Here is a 19,013-nt window from a genome sequence, read left to right as displayed (position 1 = left end):
GTTTCCATGCTAGAAACACCATCATGCTTGACCATTCGTCCAAAGTTCCGGTCACTGGCGATCCGCTGACGGACATATTGCGCGGGTTGCGTCTTGATGGCGTCGAGTATGGCCGGTGCGAAATGAAGGAGCCCTGGGGCATCCAGTTCCCGGCTCAGCCGGCGGCGCGATTTCATTTCATCGGCCGCAGAGGATGCTGGTTGCTGCAGCCGTCCGGCGAATGGGTGGAACTCAATGCAGGCGACGCGGTGCTGTTGCCGCGCGGTGCAGCACATGTCCTGGCCAGCGAACCGGGCACCGAGGCTTCGCCGATCCAGGGTTACGAGGTCGGAGAGGTCTGCAAGGGCGTTTACTGCCTGTCGAACGAAGGCTGCCGGCCGGGGACCCTGCTGTTTTTCGGCAGCATGTATTTCAATCTCGATGGTTTGCACCCTTTGCTGGGCATGATGCCGGATGTCATGCGTGCGCACGAACTGGAAGCCTATGAACCGGCCATTCCGCATCTGCTGGAGGCCATGGCGCGCGAGGTGACGATGGAGCGCGTCGGCTCCGGCGGCATTCTGGCACGGCTTGCCGATGTGATGGCCGCCACCGTCATCCGGTCATGGGTCGAGCGCGGCTGCGGCGACTCGTCCGGATGGATCGCGGCCGTGAGAGACCGCGAGATCGGTCGCGTGCTGGCGGCGATCCATCTCGAACCGGACCGCGATTGGACGGTGGAAACGCTCGCCAGGATGATGGGCGCCTCGCGATCGGGTTTCGCGGAACGCTTCGCGACGATCGTCGGCGAAACCCCGGCGAGATATGTCACCCAGGTGAGAATGCACCAGGCACGGCAATGGCTGGTCCGCGACCGGCTGAAGATTTCCGTCGTCGCCGCTCGCCTCGGTTATGAATCCGACGCCTCGTTCAGTCGGGCGTTCAAGCGCGTCATCGGATCGGCTCCCAGCCATTTTCGGGCCGAGGAACAGGCTGAGACCCGCCAAGCCGGCTAAACCTGGACAGAGGCTTCAAGCCGCTTAGCATCCTCCCGCCCAACGGGTGCGCTTAGCCCGCGTGGCGGAGACTAATCCCGCTTCCCTTGTCGAACAGCACCACCTTGTCCGGATCCCAGGCAAAGCGCACCGGCTGCTCGATCTCGACATCGGTTCTGGCCGGCACCGTGGCCCGCAGCATGGCGTCGCCGACCCGCAGGGTCAGGATCTTTTCGACGCCATGGTTCTCGACATCGTGGACGCGCGCTTCCACCGGCGCCCCGCTCTCGAGATAGACATCCTCGGGACGAATACCGAAGACGAGCGGGCGACCGTCGGTCGCACCGCTCGTCTTGGCACCCCCCGTAAAAGGCAGCTCGAAATTCAACGGTGCCATCACCGCGCGGCCGTCGACGAGCTTGCCGTCGATGAGGTTCATCGGCGGCGAGCCGACGAAGCTCGCCACATAGGTGTCGCGCGGATTGTTGTAGATCTCATACGGCGTGCCGGTCTGGACGATGCGGCCATGATTGAGCACGCCAATCTTGTCGCCCATCGACATCGCCTCGATCTGATCGTGCGTGACGAACAGGAAGGTCTGACCAAGGTTCATTTGGATGTTCTTCAGCTCGGTGCGCAGCGCCTCGCGCAGCTTGGCATCAAGGGCCGACAGCGGCTCATCCATCAGGAATACGCGGGGCTTCCTGACGATGGCGCGACCAATCGAGACGCGCTGCATCTCGCCGCCAGAAAGGCGATCCGTCTTGCGGTCGAGCAGATGCTCGATGCGCAAGGTCTTGGCAACGCGGTCGACGCGCGTCTTGATCTCGTCGGGCTCGATGCGGCGGATTTTTGGCTTCAGCGGAAATTCGAGGTTTTCGCGCACCGTGTAGCGCGGATAAAGCGAGTATTGCTGCAGAACCAGCGCCACGTCGCGCTCGGCCGCACCCCAGTCGGCGACATCAGCGCCGTCGATGAATATCTGCCCCTCGTCCGGCTCTTCCAGGCCCGCGATCATGCGCAGCGTCGTCGTCTTGCCGGCGCCGGTCTCGCCGAGCAGCACGAAGAACTCGCCGTCGGCAATGTCGAGATTGAGCCCGGTCAATGCGGTGTGATTGCCGAATGTCTTCGAGATGTTCTTGAGCTGGATATGGGCCATCAGAGTCTCACCCCCAGCGAATTGCCGCTTGTCGTGTCGAAGAAGTGCGCCTGCGCCGGGTCGAGCTTGGCGAAGACCTGGACCCCCGGCTTGCCGACGAAACCGGAACGGGTGCGGGCGCGCAACATCTGTGCCCCGACCTTGAGGTCGACGATATCGTAAGAGCCAAGCGGTTCGATGATGTGCGCCTCGACCGGCAGATAACCGTCCGCCGGCTCGCGCGAGACCATCACTCCTTCGGGGCGGATGCCGAGTGCAAGGCGATCCTGCTCGACGCTCGCGGCGTCGAGCTGGCCGACCAGTTCGGCCGGGAAAACGAACCCTTCCGCGGCACCGTCGACGGTGACCCTGGCGCCGGAGCCGTTCATCGTCACCGCCGCGTTGGCGACGTTCATCACAGGCGAGCCAACGAATTGCGCGACAAACAAATTGGCCGGGTGCGCATACACTTCCGATGGGCTGCCTACCTGTTGCAGAACGCCCTCATGCATGATGACGATGCGGTCGGCAAGGCTCATCGCTTCGATCTGGTCGTGGGTGACGTAGATGGTGGTCGAGCCCTGCTTGATGTGCAGCCGCTTGATCTCCGCACGCATCTCCTCGCGCAGCTTGGCGTCGAGCGCGCCGATCGGCTCGTCCATCAGCATCGCCTTCGGCCGCCGCACCAGCGCCCGGCCGATCGCCACGCGCTGCATGTCGCCACCCGACAGCGCCGACGGCTTCCTGCCGAGCAGGTCGGTGATCTGCAGCACTTTGGCGACCGAGCGCACCTCGCCGTCGATCTCGGCCTTGCTCTTGCGCATTGCGCGCAACGGAAAAGCGATGTTCTCGTAGACGCTCATATGCGGATAGAGCGAGAACGATTGGAAGACCATGGCAATGTCGCGGTCGGCAGCCTTGAGATGCTGGACCGGCTTGCCGTCGATGAGGACATCGCCGCCGTCGATCGTCTCCAGTCCGGCGATGGCGCGAAGCGTCGTCGTCTTGCCGCAGCCCGATTGGCCGAGCAGCACGATGAACTCGTTGTCGTCGATCTTGAGATTGAGGTCCTTGATGACCTGAACGGCGCCAAAGAATTTCTGGACGCCACGAAGCTCGATCTGGGTCATGGGTGACCTTCTTTTTCCGGCGCGCCGGTCGCCTGCGGCTTCTGCCTTGGACCGACCCAGCCGGTGATCATGAACGTCAGCAGCCCGACAATGATGATTGTCAGCCCGTAGCGGTGCAGGAAGAGGTTCCACGGCTGGCAGAGCGCGATGATGCCGCACACCATCACGATCTCGGCCGTGCGCTGGATTGTAGCATGGCGGATCATTTGCGGATCGCTCCGAAGGACATGCCGCGCAGGAGGTGGTTGCGCAACAGGAAGGTGAATATGGCGACGGGCAGCAGGAACAGGAAGGTGCCGGCCGCGATGACCGTCCAGTCGGGCAGGCCGGAACCGACCTGGCTTGGAATGAACGGCGGCGCCGTCTGGGCGCGGCGGTTGGTCATGATCAGCGCGAAGGCGTATTCGTTCCACGCCGTGATGAAGCAGAACACGGCGGTGGCGGCGATGCCGGTGGCCGCCTCCGGCAGCACGATCTTGAAGAAGGCCTCCATGCGCGTATAGCCGTCGACGAGGGCCGCCTCCTCGTACTCCTTCGGAATTTCGTCCATGAACCCCTTCATCAGCCATACAGAGAAGCTGAGGTTGAAGGCGGTGTAGAGGATGATCAGGCCCCAATGCGTGTCGTTGAGGCCGACCGCCCGGTACATCAGGAACATCGGGATGGCGACGACGACCGGCGGCAGCATGCGCGTCGACAGGATGAAGAAAAGCAGGTCCTGTTCCCCCTTTATCTTGAAGCGCGAGAACCCGTAAGCCGTGAAAGTGCCCATGCCGACGGCGAGGATCGTCGAGGTGATGGCAACGATCAGCGAATTCATGAAGCGGCTCGGATAGCCGGACCACTGCACCTCGCCCCTGCCCGAGCGCACCACCTTCTCGCCGCCGTCAAACACCAGGCGCTCCCACCACGGGGCGGCGGCGTATTGTTCCGGCGTCGGCGCAGTGCGCAACTGCGACCGCTTGGTGAAGAGTTTTACGAAAGGCGATATCTCCGGCTGGAACACCACCGTCGGCGGGATGGTGGTGGCGAGGTTGCGCGGCTTGAACGCCGTCGACGCTATCCAGTAGATCGGCGCCAGGAAGATAATCGTGACGATCAGCACACCGACGATGGCGAGCTTGTTGAACGAACGCTCGGTAGAGGTGGTGACGGCGGCCATTCTAGCGCTCCTTCACCTTGTTCAGGTATTTGACGTAGATGTTGGTGATGGCCAGGATCATGATCAGCACGATGTAGGCGAGCGCGCAGGAGCGCCCGGTCTGCCATTCCTGGAACGCCATCTTGTAGAGCCGGATCGAGATCACCTCGGTGGTCGGCTGGCTGGTCAAGATGTAGGCGAGATCGAAGGTCTTGAACGCCTCCATGGTGCGAAAGATGATCGCGATCATCAGGATCGGCGCGACCAAAGGCAGAGTAATGCGAAAGAACGTATAGAACGAACCGGCGCGGTCGATCGCGGCTGCTTCGTAGAGGTGCTTCGGCACTGCCGACAGGCCGGCGAGCGACAGCAGCATGACGAATGGCGACCACATCCAGATGTCGGTGATGGCAACCGCGTAGAGCGCCATGTCGGGGTTGGACAGCCACTCGAAGGAGCCCAGGCCGAGCGTAGAGTTGATGATGCCGAAGGACGGATCGTAGAGCAGTTTCCAGAACAGGCCGACGACGGCCATCGACAGCATCATTGGCAACAGCAGCAGCGTCGTCAGCAGGCCCTTCAACGGGATATCGCGGTTGAGCAGCAGCGCCACGCCGAAGCCGACGATGACCTGGCCGACTACGGAGACGATTACATATTTGGCGGTAATGGCGAAATTCGACCAGATGAACGGGTCGTTGAGCAGCTCGCGGTAATTCTGCAGTCCGACGAAATTGGCCGCCGCGGGGCTCGACGCGCGAAAGTCGGTGAAGGAATAGCCGAGCGAATAGATCAGTGGAAAGATGTTGAAGACGATCAGGAAAACGATCGTCGGAATGATGAAGAGATTGCGGATCGTGAGGTCGCTCATGCCGCGGGCGGCGGAGCGCGAGTTGGGATCCAGCGTGGTCATGACTGCAGTGGCCAAGGCCCCGTTCCTTCCTTGTCCGGAAAAGAAAACGGAAGGGACGGGCTCCGCCCCCTCCGAGCGTTAGTGCCGTTTACTTCACGCGGTTGTATTTCTTGAACGTCGCGTTCCAGTCCGCAGCAAGCGAATCGAGCACTTCCTTGGCCGTGCCCTGATTGCCGGTGATGTACGGATAGACGCGTTGGTTCATCTGGATGAGCAGCTCGGCATATTCCGGCGTCGCCCAGAAGTCCTTCACCTTGAACATGGTTTCGTAGAAGGCCTTGTTGTAAGGTGTGGCGTTCTGGAATTCAGGCGACTCGAGCACCTTGGCGCTCGCGGTGTAGCCGCCGAGCTCCGCCCATTTCTTCTGCGTCTCGTCTTTGATGAACCATTCCAGGAACTTCATCGCCTCTTCCTGATTCTGGGAATAGGAGATGACGGAGATGCCCTGGCCGCCGAGCGCGGCGAACTGGTCGCCGTTCGGTCCTGGCGGGTTGGCGAAGAAGCCGGTGGCCTTGGCATTCGGGTTCGAGGCTTCGTTGATGAGCGCCGGGAAGAAGGCGAAGTAGTTCATGCTCATCGCCGCCAGGTTCTCGGTGATCGCCTGGTTGTCCTCGATGAAGAACGCCTTGGCCCAGCCAGGAGGGGTGAAGGAATAGAGCTCCTTGTAGGCCTCGAGCGCCTTGACGTTCTGCTCAGAGTTGATGATGCCGTCGACCTTGTAAGTGGCGTAGTCGCCAAGTTCGCCGCCGAAGGAGAAGATGGCGTTCTCGACGCCCATCACCAGAGCGTCGTAGGAGTTGTCGGTGTAGATGGCGACACCGTAGCGCTTTTCGTCGGGACGGTGGAAGAATTCGGCGATGTCGCGCAGCTGCTTCCAGTCCTTCGGCACGCCGAGATCGTAGCCGTACTTGGCTTTAAAGGCTTCCATCTCCTTCGGGTCTTCGAACCAGTCCTTGCGATAGGACCAGCCGACCGCGTCGCCCTCGGCCGGGATCGACCAGTATTTGCCGGAGTTGGACGGATATTCGGCGTAGTATTTCACCGTCGCCGGCGCCATCACTTCCTTCAGGTTGTGCTTGTTGAAGAAGTCGGTGAGGTCGACATAGTGGCCCGCCTCGGAGGCGGCGCCGATCCACTGGGAATCGCCGACGACCATGTCGTAGGCGCTGCCCTTGGCGTTGAACTCGGTGAATGCCTTGGTCTGGAAGTCGGACCAAGGCGTGGTTTCGACCGTGACCTTCACGCCGCTCTCGGCCTCGTAAAGGTTGACGAGTTCCTGCAAATAGTTTGCCGGATCCCATTCAGCCCAGAATATGGTGAGTTCCTTGTCCTGCGCGTAGACGGACGTTCCGCAGGCGAGCACTAAGCCGATACCAGCAAGCATGCTGGTCATTGTCTTGCGCATAATGATTTCCTCCCTTGTGCGCATTCTACCGTATCATGCGAGCCGGCGGTGAGGCCGACCCTGGTAGTTCTCCCGTGTGGTGGCAGCGTTCCGGTTTCGAGCCTCCTCGCTCGGCCGGAATGGATCGCAGCCCTCACTTTTAATCCGCCATATTGTCCTGATCTGGTATTACCAATTTCGGCCACACGTCAAGCTCTTTCTTGGACGATGGCAGCCCCTCAGACAAGCGGACTCCAGCAACATCTGTCTGTTTTTCTTAAATTTTCCTACTCCTTGATACGCAAGCGCCTTGCTCGCGTTACGGCACGTCGACTATTGTCGGTAATCAGCATCCCAAACTGGTCGAACCAGATCGATACTATTCCGTGGCTGTCGCCGGCGCGCTTCTGCCTCCTTCGGTTACCGATTCCATCACTGCAGCGCGCACCAGGGCGCCGGCTGCCCATTGCGCTACCGACATCATCTTGCGGCTGTCCAGCCCCCATATGTCCTTCAGTATGATGAGCACTTCGACGCCGAAGATCAACGACAGGGCCTGCGCCAGGCGCTTGAATTCGCGTGGCGGCAGCCGGTGCTTGAGCGGTGCGATCGCGTCCTTGAGCAGATCGACGCGATGGCCGCGCGTGAAGGCCGGCTCGCCGCCCAGCGTGCCTGCCTGCCGCCGCGCCCACTGGTCGAGCGACAGTTTCAGCGCCGCCTTGAAGGTCGCCTCGAAGGCTTCGATGCGCGGCATGGCCGTGTCGAACAGTTCAACGACGCGGCGCTCGGGATCGGCCGAGGCTGATTTCCAGGTGAGGATCGGCCCGAGTCCTTCGTCGACCACCGCCTGCACCAGGGCCGCCTGGCTTGGAAAATATCGATAGGCGGTGGCGCGGGAGACTTCTGCTGCTTCGGCGACCTCGCTGACCGAAGGCGTGGCGCCCGCCTGCATCAGCCTTGTCGCCGTCTCCAGCATCAGCCGTCTTGTGCGCGCGCGCGGTCCGCGTGCGGCTCCAGAACCGGCATCGTCGGAAACCGCCGCTTGTTGACGTGAGACATTCATGTCAATATGATACGCGCGTCTCAAAAAATTGCAATGGCCTTCGCGATGCCGAACGGCCGGGCAAAGAGCGGCAGGCGGCAACGCCGAGCGCGCCTAGAACCGGGGAACGCAATGAAGCGCGTCTATGTGGTGGGCACCGCCGACACCAAGGGTGAGGAACTCGCCTTTCTGGCCGATGCGGTCGCTGCTACCGGTGCTGCTGTCGCCCGCATCGATGTTGGAACGCGCAACCCAACCGTGCCGGTCGATGTCTCGGCCGAAGAGGTCGCCGGCCACCATCCCGGCGGCAGCAGTGCCGTACTGAGCATCGACGACCGCGGCACCGCAGTGGCGGCAATGGCCATCGCTTTCACCCGGTTTGTTCAATCGCGCACCGATATAGCAGGTGTGATCGGCATTGGCGGTGGTGGCGGCACTTCGATCATCACATCAGGCATGCGCGCGCTGCCGCTCGGCCTGCCCAAGATCATGGTTTCGACGCTCGCCTCGGGCGACACCGCACCTTATGTCGATGTCTCCGACATCGTGATGATGCCGTCGGTGACCGACATGGCCGGCCTGAACCGGCTGTCTCGTGTCGTGCTGCACAACGCCGCCCAGGCGATATCAGGCATGGCGGCAATGCCGGCGGAGCCGCCCGACGGCAGACCGTCGATCGGCCTCACCATGTTCGGCGTGACCACGCCGTGCGTGACTTCCATCGCCGAACAGCTCCGATCGGCCTATGACTGCATGGTCTTCCACGCCACCGGCACCGGCGGCCGCACCATGGAGAAGCTTGCCGACAGCGGCTTGCTGTCCGGCGTCATCGACATCACGACGACAGAAGTCTGCGACCTCCTGTTCGGCGGCGTGCTGCCGGCGACCGAAGACCGCTTCGGCGCGATCGCCCGCACCAGGCTGCCCTATGTCGGTTCGGTCGGCGCGCTCGACATGGTGAATTTCTGGGCGCCGCCGACCATTCCGGGACGCTATAGCGGGCGGCTGTTTTACGAGCACAATCCTAACGTGACGCTTATGCGCACGACACCTGACGAAAGCCGCAAGATCGGCGAATGGATCGGCACCAAACTGAGCCTCTGCGATGGCCCAGTCCGGTTCCTCATTCCCGAAAAAGGCGTCTCGGCGCTCGACATCGAAGGCAGCGCTTTCTTCGACCCCGAGGCCGATGCAGCACTCTTCGAGGCCATCGAGCGCACGATCAAGCCTGGTGACACGCGAAGCGTGACGCGCCTCCCGATGCACATCAACGATCCCGAATTCGCCAAGGCTGCGGTTGCGGCTTTTCTCGACATCGCCAGACAGTGAGAGACGAAGCCATGGCCGCCATACCGCGCAAGAAGATCCTGGAAAAATTCCGCAAGATGATTGCCGGCGGCGTGCCGATCGTCGGCGGCGGCGCCGGCACCGGTCTGTCCGCCAAGGCCGAGGAGGCCGGCGGCATCGACCTGATCATCATCTACAATTCCGGCCGCTACCGCATGGCCGGGCGCGGCTCCGCCGCCGGCCTGCTCGCCTATGGCAACGCCAACGAGATCGTCAAGGAAATGGCTTATGAGGTGCTGCCGGTGGTGAAGAAGACGCCGGTGCTGGCCGGCGTCAACGGCACCGATCCCTTCGTCATCATGCCGCTGCTGCTGGCCGAGCTGAAGACGATGGGTTTTTCCGGCGTGCAGAACTTTCCGACCATCGGCCTGTTCGACGGCCAGATGCGGCAGAGTTTCGAAGAAACCGGTATGGGCTTCGGGCTCGAGGTCGACATGATCGCCGCGGCACACGAACTCGACCTGCTGACCACGCCCTATGTCTTCAATCCCGATGAGGCCCGCGCCATGACCAAGGCCGGCGCCGACATCATCGTCGCCCATATGGGGGTGACCACCGGCGGCTCGATCGGCGCGACGTCGGCCAAGTCGCTCGACGACTGCGTGACGGAGATCGACGCCATCGCTGAAGCGGCGCGTGTCGTGCGCAAGGACGTCATCCTGCTTTGCCATGGCGGGCCGATCTCGATGCCGGACGACGCCCGGTACATACTCGAACGCTGCAAGGGCCTGCACGGCTTTTACGGGGCAAGCTCGATGGAGCGGCTGCCGGCGGAAGCGGCGATCGCCAGGCAGACTGCGGATTTCAAGGCCGTCACGCTTGGCGGCACAATCGTTGCAAAGAAAAAGATGGGATGAGACGATGACCGACAAGAAAAAGGTGTTTGTCTATCCGAAGGAGGTCAGCGCCTTCGGCTTCGACTGGGGCAGACTGTCGTTGACGGTGGCGCCCGAGGTGAACGGCGCGACGCGCTTTTCCGGCGGCGTCGTCGACCTGCCGTCCGGCAAGGGCCACACGCGCCACAACCACCCGGGCGCCGAGGAAATCATCTTCGTCATATCAGGCAATGGCGAGCAGATGGTTGAGGACGACAAGGGCAATCCGGTCATTGCGAAGGTCGGCCCCGGCTGCACCATCTATGTGCCGGAAAGCCGCTTCCATTCGACGCTAAATACCGGCGATGGGCCGATGCAGCTCTTCGTCGTCTATTCGCCCGCCGGACCGGAACTGGCGCTGCGGGAGTTACCCGATTTCAGGCTGCTGCCGCCGGGCGGGAAGTGATCTTGCCGCCGCCTCAGTGTTGAGGCCCCCTCATCCGGCCGCTTCGCGGCCACCTTCTCCCCGCTGGGGAGAAGAGACAGGCGCCAGTGTTGGCGACCTCCTCTCCCCTCGGGGAGAGGTCGGATTGTCCCGAATGGCCCTTTGCAATTCGGTTGGCAATCCGGGTGAGGGGGCAGCGCCTTTCATTGCAAGGCTGTCAAACTCCACCTCTGTTCCAACCCCTGCCCCGATCGCCGAACATGACGTAGCCAGTCTCGGTGACCGCCACGGTGTCTTCCAGCTTGATGAAGCCGCGCGCCGGGTGGAGCATCGTGGTCTCGACCGAGAGCACCATGTTTTTCTCCAGCGGCTTTTCGGCATAGGTGCCTTCATATGTCACCGGATGGTTGGTCATCAGGAATGGCGCTTCATGCGTGATCAACCCCATGCCGTGGGCGAAGAAATCGGTATAGGGCGCAACCTTGGATTTCTTCAGCACGCCCTCCGCATAGGAAATCATATCACCGCCCAGTGTGCCGGCGCATACCTTGGAAAAGGCCGCCTGCTGCACCGTCTCGACCTCGGCTAAAAGGTCCTCGAGTTCGGCATCCGGCTCGCCCAGAATGCCCATGCGGCAGAGGTCGCCGATATAGCCGTGATAATTGCCGCCTGAGTCAATCGACATCACCTCGCCCTTCTTCCATGCCTGTGGCGAGCCGGCGCGGTTGTGGCTGGAACCCAGCGTCAGCAGGCAATATTCGAAATGCGCTCCGCGATTGGTCTCCTCGCGCCGCAATTGCTCGATGATCTCAGTCTTGGTCGTGCCTTCGCGTGCCCACGCAATGGTCGCCAGCATGGAATCGGTGATCAGTTCGGAGGCGATGCGCAACTTCTCCAACTCGGCTTCCGTCTTGATGGCACGCATCAGCTCCAGGATATCAGTCGCGTCGATCAGCTTGGCGTCGGGCAATGCCTTGCGGATCAGCGTGTAGGCATCCGACGGCAGGAAAGCCGGCTCGATGCCGATGCGGGCATCGCCCTTGCCGATTTTCGTCAGGTGTTCGACGGCAAGGTTGGCGGCGTCGAGCGTGCCCCAGCAGGCGGCATGCAAGGTCGGCGTCCAGAACGGCTTGTTCTGGTGCTCGCCGCCCTCCATGCGGTTGCCGATATAGGCGGCGTGGCCCGGCCCGCCCTTCTCATAGACAACGATCGGCAGATAGCGGCTGTGGCCGATCGCATCCATGGCGGCGAAGAAGATGAACTTGTAGCCGCCAAGCAGATATTGCGTGTTGTGCTTGGAGGTAGCGAGCAGCACATCGATGCCGGCCTCCTCCATCAGCCGATCGAGCCTGGCATGATCGAACGGGATGGTGCTGACGGCATTCTTGCCCGGGGCGACGTTCATCTCTCTCTCCCTGAATTTCCCTGGCCGAGGCTGTTTTGGTTCTGATGCTCTGGCTGTCGGTCAAATCTGCACTATTTTGTCCAGCCTGGTCCAGCCAGAAACAGGTGGAACGGCCGTTCCGGCACCCTCCGTCGTCGTACACTGCGGTGTCCAGCCTAATTTGGTCGTACCAGAAATGGTCGGATGGAACCGCTTCTTGTAACTGGTCCAGCGGAGGAAATTTTCAAAGCCACATGAGGATGCGCCAAATCCGTCTCTGGCGAAACCCTCGGCAAGGCTCATAATCACCCTTGCAAGGAGGCCGTCTGGCGTCCGAGGGTGATGGCCCACCCGGCCGGGTGGCTGAGAGGGACGGAGTTCAATCATGTCAGATTTCACGATTTCCAGACGCACCGTGCTTACCGGTTCGGCATTGCTTCTGACCTCGACGGCGCTGCCGACCATCGGTCTGGCACAGACGCCGAAGAAAGGCGGACGGCTGGTCGTCGCCGCCGATTCGGAGCCGCGCAACCTCAACCCGGCGATCGTGGCTTCCAACGGCGTGTTCTTCATTTCGAGCAAGATCGTGGAAACGCTGGCCGAGGCGTCCTTCGAGGGCAAGGACGGGCTCGACCCGCGCCTGGCGATAGGTTGGGAGGGCGCCGCCGATGGCCTGTCGGTAACGTTCAAATTGCGCGAGGGCGTCAAATGGCATGACGGCAAACCCTTCACCTCCGCCGACGTCGCGTTCTCGGCGCTGCAGATCTGGAAGCCGCTGCAGAATCTCGGCCGCACCGTGTTCAAGGATCTGGAGGCGGTCGACACGCCGGACGAACTGACGGCTGTGTTCAAATTCGCCAAGCCGACACCGTTCCAGCTGATCCGCAATGCCTTGCCGGCGCTGAGCAGCGTGGTGCCCAAGCACATCTACGAGACCGGAAAGATCGAAGAGAACCCGGCCAACAACGCGCCCGTCGGTACCGGCCCGTTCAAATTCGCCGAACACAAGTCAGGCGAATATTACCGGCTGGAGAAGAATGCCGATTATTGGGGCAAGGACCAGCCTTACCTTGACGAGATCATCTATCAGGTGCTGCCCGACCGCACCTCGGCCGCAAGCGCGCTCGAGGCGGAGGAGATCCAGCTCGCCGCCTTTTCCGCGGTGCCGCTGGCCGATCTCGACCGCATCTCCAAGGTGCCTGGTCTCAAGGTGATTACCAAGGGTTATGAGGGGCTGACTTATCAGCTTGTCGTCGAGATCAACCATCGCCGCAATGAACTGGCCGACCTGAAGGTGCGCCAGGCGATCGCCCACGCCATCGACAAGGATTTCGTCATCAAGACAGTGTTCCTCGGCTACGCCGCCACAGCCACCGGCCTGGTGCCGAAGAACGATCCGCAATTCTATACGGCCGATGTGCCGACCTATGACTTCGATGTGGCCAAGGCCAACGCCCTGCTCGACGAAGCCGGTTACAGCAAAGGCGACGACGGCAAGCGCTTTTCACTGAAGCTACTGCCGGCACCCTATTTCAACGAGACCAAGCAGTTCGGCGACTATTTGCGCCAGGCGCTCGCCGCCATCGGCATTGACGCGCAGCTGGTCAACAACGACTCGGCCGCGCATATCAAGGCTGTCTACACCGACCACGCTTTCGACCTCGCGGTCGGGCCGCCGGTGTTCCGCGGCGACCCTGCGATCTCGACCACCATCCTCGTGCAGAGCGGCATTCCCGACGGGGTGCCGTTCTCCAACCAGGGCGGCTACAAGAACGACGAACTCGACGCCCTGATCGCCAAGGCATCCGAGACACTCGACCCCGCCGCGCGGACGGAACTTTACAAGGAGTTTCAGAAAAAGGTCGCAGCCGACCTGCCGCTGATCAACGTCGCCGAATGGAGCTTCATCAGCGTTATCAGAGAGACGGTGGGGAATGTCGCCAACAACCCGCGCTGGGCGGTGTCGAACTGGGCGGACACCTATTTGGCGGGCTAGCGTTTTCTCCAGGCTTGCACATCGCGTAATCGGGTGCTCAGCTTCGGCGATGAGAGTTCCTTCGCGCCCCCCTCTGTCCTGCCGGACATCTCCCCCACGAGGGGGGCGCCGTAGAACGCGACGCCACTGGCTGGGGTCCCTCCCCAGCGCGATTGCCGCATGACCCGCAGCCTCACCCTCCTTCGCCGTCGCCTCGTCGGCAGCGTCTTCGTACTGCTGATTGTCGTCATCGGCACTTTCCTTTTGCTGGAAGCCGCCCCCGGCGACGCGGTCGACGCCTATATCGCCTCGACCGGCGGCGATGCCGGCATGATCGAACTGCTGCGCCATCGTTGGGGCCTTGACCAGTCGGCGCTGACGCGGCTGGCCAACTATCTCTGGGCGCTGCTGCATCTCGACCTCGGCCAATCGGTGAGCTTTTCGCGGCCGATCCGCGACGTCATCCTCGAACGCCTGCCCAACACGCTGCTTTTGATGGGCAGCGCCACCGCGCTCTCCTTCGGGCTCGGCTCGGCACTCGGCATCTATGCCGGCGCCAGGCCCGGCAGCTTTCGCGACCGTTTCCTGTCGATCGGTTCGCTGGCGCTCTATGCCGTTCCCGGCTTCTGGCTCGGGCTGGTGCTGATCATCGTCTTCGCCGTCGACCTGCGCTGGTTCCCGATCGGCGGCATCGAGAGCCTCGCGTCGGCCAAGACCGGCCTCGACCGCGCGGTTGATATCGCCAGCCATCTCGTCCTGCCGGTGTCCGCACTCGGCTTCATCTATCTCGCGCTCTACCTGCGCATGATGCGCGCCGGCATGGCCGAGGTCTGGCGACAGGATTTTGTCCTCGCCGCTCGCGCTAAAGGGCTGTCCCGCCGCCGCATCGTGCTCGCCCACGTTGCCCGCAACGCGCTGTTGCCGCTGGTCACCATGCTCGGCCTGCAATCGGCGCAGATGCTCGGCGGCAGCGTCGTCATCGAAAGCGTCTTTTCCGTGCCCGGCCTTGGCCGGCTGGCGCAGGAAGCAGTGGCGGCGCGAGACACGCCGCTGTTGCTCGGCATCATTCTCACCAGCGCCGTTCTGGTTGTCGTGATCAACCTTCTCGTCGACATCGCCTACGCCTTCCTCGATCCGCGCGTCGGCGCCAACGAGGCGAGCGCGTGAACCCGCTTCGCCGCTTTCTTCGGGCGCCGGAAGCGATCGCCGGCGCGATCATCCTGGTGGCGCTGTTTGCCATCGCGCTGTCGGCGTCGCTGTTCTTCCCCGGCGATCCGCAGGCCATTGCCGGGCCGGCATTGCTGCCGCCCTTTCAGGACTGGTCGCTGCCGCTCGGCACCGACCGGCTCGGCCGTGACGTGCTGGCCGAACTTTTCCACGGCGCCCGCACCTCGCTGGCAGTCGGGCTGGCGGCGGCAGCCGCAGCCATTGCCGTCGGCGCGATAGTCGGCACGCTGGCCGGCTTTACCGGCGGCCTCGTCGACGAAGTCCTTATGCGCATCACTGACGCCTTCCAGACCGTGCCGAGCTTCCTGCTGGCGCTGGCTTTCGTCAGCGTCGTCGGGCCATCGCTCGGCGTCGTCGTCGCGGCGATAGCGCTCGGCGCATGGACCGGTCCGGCGCGCGTAGCGCGAGCCGAAGTGCTGTCGATCCGCGAGCGCGATTTTGTCGCCGGCGCCCGCGTCATCGGCATGCATCCGCTGGAGATCGCCTTTCGCGAAGTGCTGCCCAACGCATTGCCGCCGGTGCTGGCATTGTCGTCGGTGATCGTCGCCGCGGCGATCCTTACTGAAGCGGCATTGTCCTTCCTCGGTCTCGGCGACCCGAACCGCATGACCTGGGGCGGCATGATCGCCGAAGGTCGCGCCGTGCTGCGCGCCGCGCCCTTCCTGTCGATCATTCCGGGCGTAGCGCTCGTGCTGACCGTGCTCGGCGTCTATCTCGCCGGCGAAGGCGTCGTCGAAACGACAGCGGTGAGGAGGAGCCTGTCGTGACGGCACTGCTTTCGATCCGCGATTTGACGGTGAGCTATCGCCGCGATGGCGCCGAGGTGGCGGCGCTGAAACATGTCAGCCTCGATGTCGCCGCCGGCGAGCGCCTCGCCATCATCGGCGAGAGCGGCTCGGGCAAGAGCACGCTGGCGCTGGCCATCGCCGGGCTGCTGCCGGCTTCCTCCAGGATTGACGGCTGCCTTGACTGGTTTTTGCCATCGTCGCCATCTGTTGGTGCCAAGGCACCCCCCTCTGAGGGGAGTGTGAAGGAACGCCAGCCATCCGAATTCATTACCCGGTCCACCCACACCCCCCTCGGCGGCCGCGACATTGGCTTCGTCTTCCAGGACCCCTCGGCCAGCCTCGATCCGGTGATGTCGGTCGGCGAGCAGATCGCGGAAGTTGCGCACACGCATCTCCGCCTTACTTGGCCGCAATCCTATGCTTGGGCAAAAACCCTGCTCGAACGCGTCCGCCTGTCCGATCCCGATGCCGCCTTGCGCGCCTATCCGCACCAGCTTTCCGGCGGCCAGAAGCAGCGCGTAGCGATCGCCGCCGCGATCGCGGCAGGTCCGAAACTGCTGATCGCCGATGAGGCGACCAGCGCGTTGGACACCATCGTGCAGGCCGAGATCGTCGCGCTGATCCGACAATTGGTGGCCGAGGACGGGATGACGCTGCTGTTCGTCAGCCACGACATCGCGCTGGCCACCGAGCTGGCCGAGCGCATCGCCGTGTTCCGGCACGGCGAGCTGGTCGAGCTCGGTGCGACGGCGCAGATCATTGCTAGCCCGCGCCACGCCTACACAAGAGCGCTGCTCGACGCTCGTCTCGGCCTCGACGCCGAACCAATGCTGCGGCCGGCAGGAGCATCGAGGTGAGCCGTCCATTGCTGGCTGTTTCCGGCCTGACCAAACGATATCGTCGCGGCGGCAAGACAATCGCCGCCGTCGATGATGTTTCCTTCGACATCGAGCCCGGCGAGACGCTGGCACTGGCCGGGCCTTCCGGCAGCGGCAAGTCGACCATCGCGCGGCTGCTGCTGCGGCTGATCGAATCGGACGCCGGCCGCATCGAGTTCGAAGGCGGCGATTTCCTGTCCCTGAGCGGCGCTGCCTTGCGCGCCCGGCGTGCTCGTCTGCAAATGGTATTTCAGGACCCGCTCGCCGCCTTCAACCCACGCGCCACCGTCGCGCGCGTGCTCGACGATCCGCTGCGGATCCATGGCATCGCAACTCGATCAGAACGCCCGCGCCGCATCGCCGCTCTGCTCGATCGCGTCGGCCTGAGCGCTGATCTCGCCGGCCGCGCCATCCACGAGATCTCGGGCGGCCAGCGCCAGCGCATCGCGATTGCTCGCGCCATCGCGACAAAGCCGTCGCTGATCGTGCTCGACGAAGCGGTGTCCGCGCTCGACGTATCGGTGCGCCGACAGATCCTGCAACTGCTGCTCGATCTGCAGCGCGAGGAACGGATCGCCTATCTGTTCATTTCGCATGATCTCGGCGTTATCAGCGCCATCGCCCATCGTGTCGTCATCCTCGACGCCGGCCGGGTCGCCGAGAGCGGCAACGCCCGTGCGGTCATCGGTGCCCCGCAATCGACGATCGGCAAGGCGCTGGTGACGGCAGCGCCAAAACTGAACAGGACCAGCACGCAAGGCGCGGCCGATCGTCAGTAACCCAGCGCGCAACCATCCTTGCGTGGATCGGACGCGCCGGTAAGCGTGCCCTTGTCCCAGTCGATCAGCACCAGTTGGCCGCCGCCATGCGGCTCGGTTGGGATGGACACGTCGTGGCCTCGCTCGCGCAGGCCGGCGATCGCCTCGGCCGGAACGCCACGCTCCGCCTCCACTGCGTCCTGGCGGTAAAACACCCTCGGCGCATCAAGCGCCTCCTGCGGGTCCATGCCGAAATCGATAATGTTGGTGAGCAGGTGGACATGGCCGAACGGCTGGTAGCCGCCGCCCATCACGCCGAACGGCATGATCGCCCGGCCCTTGGCTGTCACCATGCCCGGCATGATGGTGTGCATGGGGCGTTTTCCCGGTGCGATGCGGTTTGGGTGGTCCGCCGCCAGGCGGAAGCTGCTGCCGCGGTTCTGCAGGACGACGCCGGTGCTCGGGCCGACCACCCCGCTGCCGAACGAACCAAAGGTCGAGTTGATGAAGCTGACCGCATTACGATCGCGGTCGACCACGGAGATGTAAACGGTATCGCTCTGCTGAAGCTCAAGCCGAGGCAGATGCGTCATCGCACGCGCCGGATCGATCTCGGCGCGGAGCCGGTCCGCATGGGATCTGGACAACAACTGCTCAACCGGAACATGGACGTGGTTCTGGTCGCCGATGAAATTGTCGCGGTCCTGATAGGCAAGCCGCCCAGCCTCGATCTCGAGGTGAAAGCGCTCGGCGCCGTTCGGTTCCAGCGCGCCGAGCGAGAAGCCTGATAGCACATTCAGCATGATCAGTGCCGTCAGGCCCTGGTTGTTCGGCGGCATCTGATGGATGTCGTAGCCTCGGTAGGACGTACCGACGGGCCTGACATACTCACCCTTCGTGGCCGCAAAATCCTCGAGCGCATGCAGCCCGCCAAGCGCGCGCAGACGCGAGACCATGTCGTCCGCAACCTCGCCTTCGTAAAAGCCGGCGCGGCCACGGCGCGAGACGATGCGCAAGGTGTCGGCCAGTTGCGGCTGCCGGTGCAACTCGCCTGCCTGCGGCGCCTTTCCATCCGGCAGAAATATCCGCGCGGCATGTTCGTCAGCGGCAAGTAAGGCAGCACTCTCAGCCCAGTCGAAGGCGACGCGGTCTTGGACGACGTAGCCCTGTTCGGCGTAGCGTATGGCAGGTGCGAGCGCGGCGTCGATGCCCTTTCTGCCGTGCTTCTCGAGCAGCCGGCACCAAGCGTCAACGGCGCCCGGCACGGTGACCGCGTGCGGACCGGACTCAGGCAGTTCGACATGCCCCCTGTCCAGATACCATTCAGCCGTCGCTGACGCAGGTGCGCGGCCGGAGCCGTTGAAGGCCAGAACCTCGCCTTGGCCGTTGGGACAATAGAGGACAAAACAGTCGCCGCCGATACCGGTCGATTGCGGCTCGACGACCGCCTGAACCGCCGCCGCGCACACGGCTGCATCCATCGCGTTACCGCCGGACCGCAGCATCTCGAGCGCCGCCAGTGTCGCCAGAGGGTGCGATGTCGCGGCCATCGCTTCCGTCGCACGAACCGGCGACCGACCGGGGAGTTGAAAATCACGCATGCAGGATCAATAGCCTCCGACCAACCAGATGTGAACTGGCACCGGCAGCCAAAGGGCTGCGCCACCGAGCACC

18 protein-coding genes are annotated in these 19,013 nt (G+C 63.2%); 9 read left to right on the top strand and 9 right to left on the bottom strand.

Translation table 11 applies throughout. The features are described 5' to 3' along the window. Positions 1-23: 23 nt before the first annotated feature. Positions 24-995: an AraC family transcriptional regulator gene (locus ACWTU7_RS24540; RefSeq protein WP_287337973.1), complete on the top strand. Its 972-nt coding sequence runs from the start codon at positions 24-26 to the stop codon at positions 993-995. Between the two features lie 52 nt (positions 996-1,047). Here the strand turns inward: ACWTU7_RS24540 and ACWTU7_RS24535 are convergent, their stop codons facing one another. The 7 genes from ACWTU7_RS24535 to ACWTU7_RS24505 form a co-directional block, all read right to left on the bottom strand. Beyond that, entirely contained in the window at positions 1,048-2,133 is a 1,086-nt protein-coding gene (locus ACWTU7_RS24535; protein ID WP_455840702.1) for an ABC transporter ATP-binding protein, read from the bottom strand. Next, positions 2,133-3,242: an ABC transporter ATP-binding protein gene (locus ACWTU7_RS24530; protein WP_455840703.1), complete on the bottom strand. Its 1,110-nt coding sequence runs from the start codon at positions 3,240-3,242 to the stop codon at positions 2,133-2,135. The genes ACWTU7_RS24535 and ACWTU7_RS24530 overlap by 1 nt, the downstream gene beginning before the upstream one ends. Next, the gene (locus tag ACWTU7_RS24525) at positions 3,239-3,448 is read right to left on the bottom strand and encodes a hypothetical protein (protein WP_065009763.1); all 210 of its coding nucleotides are present in this window, start codon (positions 3,446-3,448) and stop codon (positions 3,239-3,241) included. Before ACWTU7_RS24525 ends, ACWTU7_RS24530 begins: the two co-directional genes overlap by 4 nt. After that, a complete protein-coding gene (locus ACWTU7_RS24520; protein WP_029348306.1) occupies positions 3,445-4,404 on the bottom strand; it encodes a carbohydrate ABC transporter permease in 960 nt (319 codons plus the stop codon). The genes ACWTU7_RS24525 and ACWTU7_RS24520 overlap by 4 nt, the downstream gene beginning before the upstream one ends. Position 4,405: 1 nt before the next feature. After that, entirely contained in the window at positions 4,406-5,311 is a 906-nt protein-coding gene (locus ACWTU7_RS24515) for a carbohydrate ABC transporter permease (protein WP_455840704.1), read from the bottom strand. Between the two features lie 73 nt (positions 5,312-5,384). Then, a complete protein-coding gene (locus ACWTU7_RS24510; RefSeq protein ID WP_128341179.1) occupies positions 5,385-6,701 on the bottom strand; it encodes an ABC transporter substrate-binding protein in 1,317 nt (438 codons plus the stop codon). Between the two features lie 358 nt (positions 6,702-7,059). Continuing rightward, positions 7,060-7,743, bottom strand: a complete 684-nt coding sequence (locus ACWTU7_RS24505) for a TetR/AcrR family transcriptional regulator (protein ID WP_065009766.1) — start codon at positions 7,741-7,743, stop codon at positions 7,060-7,062. Positions 7,744-7,854: 111 nt separating this feature from the next. Here ACWTU7_RS24505 and ACWTU7_RS24500 point away from each other — a divergent pair, with 111 nt between their 5' ends. The 3 genes from ACWTU7_RS24500 to ACWTU7_RS24490 are packed head-to-tail and all read left to right on the top strand — an operon-like array spanning position 7,855 to position 10,350. Further along, positions 7,855-9,051, top strand: coding sequence for a Tm-1-like ATP-binding domain-containing protein (locus ACWTU7_RS24500; RefSeq protein ID WP_455840705.1), 1,197 nt, complete (start codon positions 7,855-7,857; stop codon positions 9,049-9,051). 11 nt (positions 9,052-9,062) lie between these two features. After that, positions 9,063-9,926 (top strand): phosphoenolpyruvate hydrolase family protein, encoded by an 864-nt coding sequence (locus tag ACWTU7_RS24495; protein WP_287095716.1) that lies wholly within the window; start codon positions 9,063-9,065, stop codon positions 9,924-9,926. Between the two features lie 4 nt (positions 9,927-9,930). Next, positions 9,931-10,350 carry a cupin domain-containing protein gene (locus ACWTU7_RS24490; protein ID WP_455840706.1) on the top strand — a complete coding sequence of 140 codons (420 nt, stop codon included), beginning with the start codon at positions 9,931-9,933 and terminating at the stop codon, positions 10,348-10,350. A gap of 196 nt (positions 10,351-10,546) precedes the next feature. On the opposite strand, the gene ACWTU7_RS24485 is transcribed toward ACWTU7_RS24490, so the two are convergent. Beyond that, positions 10,547-11,734 carry a M24 family metallopeptidase gene (locus ACWTU7_RS24485; protein WP_455840707.1) on the bottom strand — a complete coding sequence of 396 codons (1,188 nt, stop codon included), beginning with the start codon at positions 11,732-11,734 and terminating at the stop codon, positions 10,547-10,549. Between the two features lie 364 nt (positions 11,735-12,098). Between ACWTU7_RS24485 and ACWTU7_RS24480 the strand changes: the two genes are divergently transcribed. From ACWTU7_RS24480 to ACWTU7_RS24460, 5 genes are all read left to right on the top strand, one after another. Beyond that, complete coding sequence (locus ACWTU7_RS24480; protein WP_455840708.1) at positions 12,099-13,709, top strand: ABC transporter substrate-binding protein; 1,611 nt, start codon at positions 12,099-12,101, stop codon at positions 13,707-13,709. A gap of 159 nt (positions 13,710-13,868) precedes the next feature. Further along, positions 13,869-14,855 (top strand): ABC transporter permease, encoded by a 987-nt coding sequence (locus tag ACWTU7_RS24475; RefSeq protein WP_287113182.1) that lies wholly within the window; start codon positions 13,869-13,871, stop codon positions 14,853-14,855. Continuing rightward, entirely contained in the window at positions 14,852-15,682 is an 831-nt protein-coding gene (locus tag ACWTU7_RS24470) for an ABC transporter permease (protein ID WP_029348320.1), read from the top strand. Before ACWTU7_RS24475 ends, ACWTU7_RS24470 begins: the two co-directional genes overlap by 4 nt. Continuing rightward, positions 15,679-16,560 carry an ABC transporter ATP-binding protein gene (locus tag ACWTU7_RS24465; protein WP_455840709.1) on the top strand — a complete coding sequence of 294 codons (882 nt, stop codon included), beginning with the start codon at positions 15,679-15,681 and terminating at the stop codon, positions 16,558-16,560. The genes ACWTU7_RS24470 and ACWTU7_RS24465 overlap by 4 nt, the downstream gene beginning before the upstream one ends. Then, a complete protein-coding gene (locus ACWTU7_RS24460) occupies positions 16,557-17,360 on the top strand; it encodes an ABC transporter ATP-binding protein (protein WP_287151302.1) in 804 nt (267 codons plus the stop codon). Before ACWTU7_RS24465 ends, ACWTU7_RS24460 begins: the two co-directional genes overlap by 4 nt. On the opposite strand, the gene ggt is transcribed toward ACWTU7_RS24460, so the two are convergent. Beyond that, positions 17,354-18,940 carry a gamma-glutamyltransferase gene (ggt, locus tag ACWTU7_RS24455; protein WP_455840710.1) on the bottom strand — a complete coding sequence of 529 codons (1,587 nt, stop codon included), beginning with the start codon at positions 18,938-18,940 and terminating at the stop codon, positions 17,354-17,356. The two genes, ACWTU7_RS24460 and ggt, sit on opposite strands and share 7 nt — an antisense overlap. Positions 18,941-19,013: the final 73 nt, after the last annotated feature.

This window comes from Mesorhizobium sp. BHscii, from assembly GCF_053848065.1.
Note: the sequence above shows the minus strand (reverse complement) of the source record. Positions and strands in the feature narration are given on the sequence as shown.

Excerpts from the sequence above, each read along its gene's own strand:
- ACWTU7_RS24475 (WP_287113182.1), top strand. The coding sequence starts at position 13,869 with ATGACCCGCAGCCTCACCCTCCTTCGCCGTCGCCTCGTCGGCAGCGTC.
- ACWTU7_RS24495 (WP_287095716.1), top strand. The coding sequence starts at position 9,063 with ATGGCCGCCATACCGCGCAAGAAGATCCTGGAAAAATTCCGCAAGATG.
- ACWTU7_RS24485 (WP_455840707.1), bottom strand. The coding sequence starts at position 11,734 with ATGAACGTCGCCCCGGGCAAGAATGCCGTCAGCACCATCCCGTTCGAT.
- ACWTU7_RS24510 (WP_128341179.1), bottom strand. The coding sequence starts at position 6,701 with ATGCGCAAGACAATGACCAGCATGCTTGCTGGTATCGGCTTAGTGCTC.
- ACWTU7_RS24480 (WP_455840708.1), top strand. The coding sequence starts at position 12,099 with ATGTCAGATTTCACGATTTCCAGACGCACCGTGCTTACCGGTTCGGCA.
- ACWTU7_RS24530 (WP_455840703.1), bottom strand. The coding sequence starts at position 3,242 with ATGACCCAGATCGAGCTTCGTGGCGTCCAGAAATTCTTTGGCGCCGTT.
- ACWTU7_RS24540 (WP_287337973.1), top strand. The coding sequence starts at position 24 with ATGCTTGACCATTCGTCCAAAGTTCCGGTCACTGGCGATCCGCTGACG.
- ACWTU7_RS24490 (WP_455840706.1), top strand. The coding sequence starts at position 9,931 with ATGACCGACAAGAAAAAGGTGTTTGTCTATCCGAAGGAGGTCAGCGCC.
- ggt (WP_455840710.1), bottom strand. The coding sequence starts at position 18,940 with ATGCGTGATTTTCAACTCCCCGGTCGGTCGCCGGTTCGTGCGACGGAA.
- ACWTU7_RS24525 (WP_065009763.1), bottom strand. The coding sequence starts at position 3,448 with ATGATCCGCCATGCTACAATCCAGCGCACGGCCGAGATCGTGATGGTG.
- ACWTU7_RS24505 (WP_065009766.1), bottom strand. The coding sequence starts at position 7,743 with ATGAATGTCTCACGTCAACAAGCGGCGGTTTCCGACGATGCCGGTTCT.
- ACWTU7_RS24500 (WP_455840705.1), top strand. The coding sequence starts at position 7,855 with ATGAAGCGCGTCTATGTGGTGGGCACCGCCGACACCAAGGGTGAGGAA.
- ACWTU7_RS24535 (WP_455840702.1), bottom strand. The coding sequence starts at position 2,133 with ATGGCCCATATCCAGCTCAAGAACATCTCGAAGACATTCGGCAATCAC.
- ACWTU7_RS24520 (WP_029348306.1), bottom strand. The coding sequence starts at position 4,404 with ATGGCCGCCGTCACCACCTCTACCGAGCGTTCGTTCAACAAGCTCGCC.